The organism is Intrasporangium sp., from assembly GCF_051961875.1.
In the GTDB taxonomy this organism is placed as follows: Bacteria; Actinomycetota; Actinomycetes; order Actinomycetales; family Dermatophilaceae; genus Intrasporangium_A.
The window spans coordinates 1-2,730 of record NZ_JBQCCV010000082.1 but is presented as its reverse complement, the minus strand read 5'-3'; the positions used below and the strand labels follow the sequence as shown (position 1 = coordinate 2,730).

General features: G+C 71.3%; 3 protein-coding genes. All 3 read right to left on the bottom strand.

The window, feature by feature from the left end; translation table 11 throughout:
• A partial coding sequence (gene groL, locus ACTHJJ_RS04840) for a chaperonin GroEL (protein ID WP_440301805.1) occupies positions 1-1,176 on the bottom strand: 1,176 nt, incomplete at its 3' end.
• Between the two features lie 206 nt (positions 1,177-1,382).
• Positions 1,383-2,240 carry an ATP-grasp domain-containing protein gene (locus ACTHJJ_RS04835; RefSeq protein WP_440301804.1) on the bottom strand — a complete coding sequence of 286 codons (858 nt, stop codon included), beginning with the start codon at positions 2,238-2,240 and terminating at the stop codon, positions 1,383-1,385.
• On the bottom strand, positions 2,230-2,730 hold a 501-nt coding region (locus tag ACTHJJ_RS04830; RefSeq protein ID WP_440301803.1), incomplete at its 5' end, for a LacI family DNA-binding transcriptional regulator. The genes ACTHJJ_RS04830 and ACTHJJ_RS04835, both read right to left, overlap by 11 nt.

Below are 2,730 nucleotides of genomic sequence, written 5' to 3'. Positions count from 1 at the left end.
GTGCTTGCGCTCCTTGAGCTCGACCTCTGTGGCCGCGCCGACCTTGATCACCGCGACACCGCCGGCCAGCTTGGCCAGGCGCTCCTGCAGCTTCTCGCGGTCGTAGTCGGAGTCCGACTTCTCGATCTCGGCGCGGATCTGGTTGACCCGGCCCTCGATCTGGGCGCCGTCGCCGGCACCCTCGACGATCGTGGTCTCGTCCTTGGTGATGACGACCTTGCGGGCCTGGCCGAGCAGCTCGATGCCGGTGTTCTCCAGCTTGAGCCCCACGTCCTCGGAGATGACCTGGCCACCGGTGAGGATCGCGATGTCCTGCATCATCGCCTTGCGACGGTCACCGAAGCCCGGCGCCTTGACGGCGACCGACTTGAAGGTGCCACGGATCTTGTTGACGACCAGGGTCGACAGCGCCTCGCCGTCGACGTCCTCGGCGATGATCAGCAGCGGCTTGCCGGCCTGCATGACCTTCTCCAGCAGCGGGAGCAGGTCCTTGACCGTCGAGACCTTCTGGTTCGCGATCAGGATGTAGGGCTCCTCGAGGACCGCCTCCATGCGCTCGGGGTCGGTCATGAAGTACTGCGAGATGAAGCCCATGTCGAACCGCATGCCCTCGGTGAGCTCGAGGTCGAGGCCGAAGGTGTTGGACTCCTCGACCGTGATCACGCCCTCCTTGCCGACCTTGTCCATCGCCTCGGCGATGGCGTCACCGACGGTGGTGTCGGCGGCGGAGATCGACGCGGTGGCCGCGATCTGCTCCTTGGTCTCGACGTCCTTGCTCATCTCGAGCAGCGCGTCGGACACGGCCTTGACGGCCGTCTCGATGCCGCGCTTGAGCGCCATCGGGTTCGCACCGGCCGCCACGTTGCGCAGGCCCTCGCGGACCATGGCCTGGGCGAGCACGGTCGCGGTGGTCGTGCCGTCACCGGCGACGTCGTCGGTCTTCTTCGCGACCTCCTTGACCAGCTCGGCGCCGATCTTCTCGTAGGGGTCCTCGAGCTCGATCTCCTTGGCGATGCTCACGCCGTCGTTGGTGATCGTGGGAGCGCCCCACTTCTTCTCGAGCACGACGTTGCGGCCCTTGGGACCGAGGGTGACCTTGACGGCGTCGGCGAGCGTGTTCATGCCCCGCTCCAGACCGCGCCGGGCCTCCTCGTTGAAAGCAATCAGCTTCGACATAACTCTTGCGATTCCTCACGCAGACGAGTCGGACGGCCGATTCGTCGCCCGCGACGGACGGTCCGGGCTGACCCGCCGGACCCTTCCCGGCGGCGCCTTCGGACCTCGACTTACTCGGCCCTGGGTTGTCACTCTCGCACGGAGAGTGCCAACGCCCTTTTTAGCACTCGCCCCCGGCGAGTGCAAACAACCGACCACCGGTCAGATCAGGCCCGGACACGAGCGGCGAGCAGGTCGGCGAACGCGGGGCCGTTGCCCGGCAGGACGTCGAGGTAGAGCCCGGGCTCGGTGACCTCCAGCTCGCTCACCGCCAGGCTGCCGTCGGCCAGCCGCAGGTGGTCGACGCGGGCGTAGTCCAGCGCCCGGCCCAGCAGCCGCTCCGCGGCCGCGACGGTACGCCGGGCCAGCTCGGCGGCATCCTCGGACACCGGCACGGCGACCGTCGAGCCGCCGTACATCTCGTGCACCCGGATCTCCCCGACCGCGGGCCGCTTCTGCGCGGCCGACACCACCTCGCCGGCGAGGACGAACACCGACCCCTCGCCCTCGGTCCGCACGGACTCGACGAGCGGCTGCACCACCCACGGGCCGGGCCCGAGCATCGACTCGTCAAGGTCCGCCGGGCCGCCCTCGGTGCCGTCGAAGAGCACCACCCCACGGCCGCCGGCGCCGACGCACGGCTTGACCACCGCGGCGTCGAAGGCGGCGATGGCCTCGGGCAGCGACTCCTCGCCGTCCACGACCAGGGTCGGCACCACGGGCACTCCGGCGCCCGCGAGCTCGGGGAGGTAGGCCTTGTCGGTGTTCCAGGCGAAGACGTCGGCCCCGTTGAGCAGCCGCGGCACCGACCGCGCCCACGCGAGGAACTCCTCGCGGCGGGTCTCGTAGTCCCACGTCGCCCGCACCGCCACCAGCCCCGAGGCCCAGTCGACCGCCGGGTCGTCCCAGCAGACCCAGCGGGCCGGCACGCCGCGCTCGGCCAGCGCCTCGTCGAGGTGGTGGTGCGCGGGCTCGCCCGCGGCGAAGGACGTGCAGGTCGCCACCAGCCCCGCCTCACGAGTCACGGGGACAAACCAAGAGGGGCTCGTGCACCCCGCCCGCCCTCGGCCGGGTGCTCCCGCGCTCGACCAGGCTCGTCCGCAGGATCCGCGTGCCGGCGCTGCCCGGGTGCTCGAGCTGGACCAGCAGCAGCTCGACCATGGCGCGGCCCATCGCCTCGGGGTCCTGCCGGACGGTCGTGAGCGGCGGCTGCGTGGTCAGCGCGAGGGGCGCGTCGTCGAAGCCGACGACGCACACGTCCTCGGGCACCCGGCGGCCGGCCGCGCGCAGCACCGGCAGGGCCGCGGCCGCCATCGGGTCGTTGGCGCAGAACACCCCGTCGAGCTGCGGCTCCCGCGCCAGGAGCTCGGCCATCGCCCGGGACCCGCTCGCGTGGCTGAAGTCGCCGTGCGCGACGAGTGCCTCGGACACCTCGCACCCGGCCTCGACCAGCGCCGACCGGTAGCCGAGGTAGCGGTCGCGTCCGGCGCGCATGTCCAGCGGCCCGGTCACGGT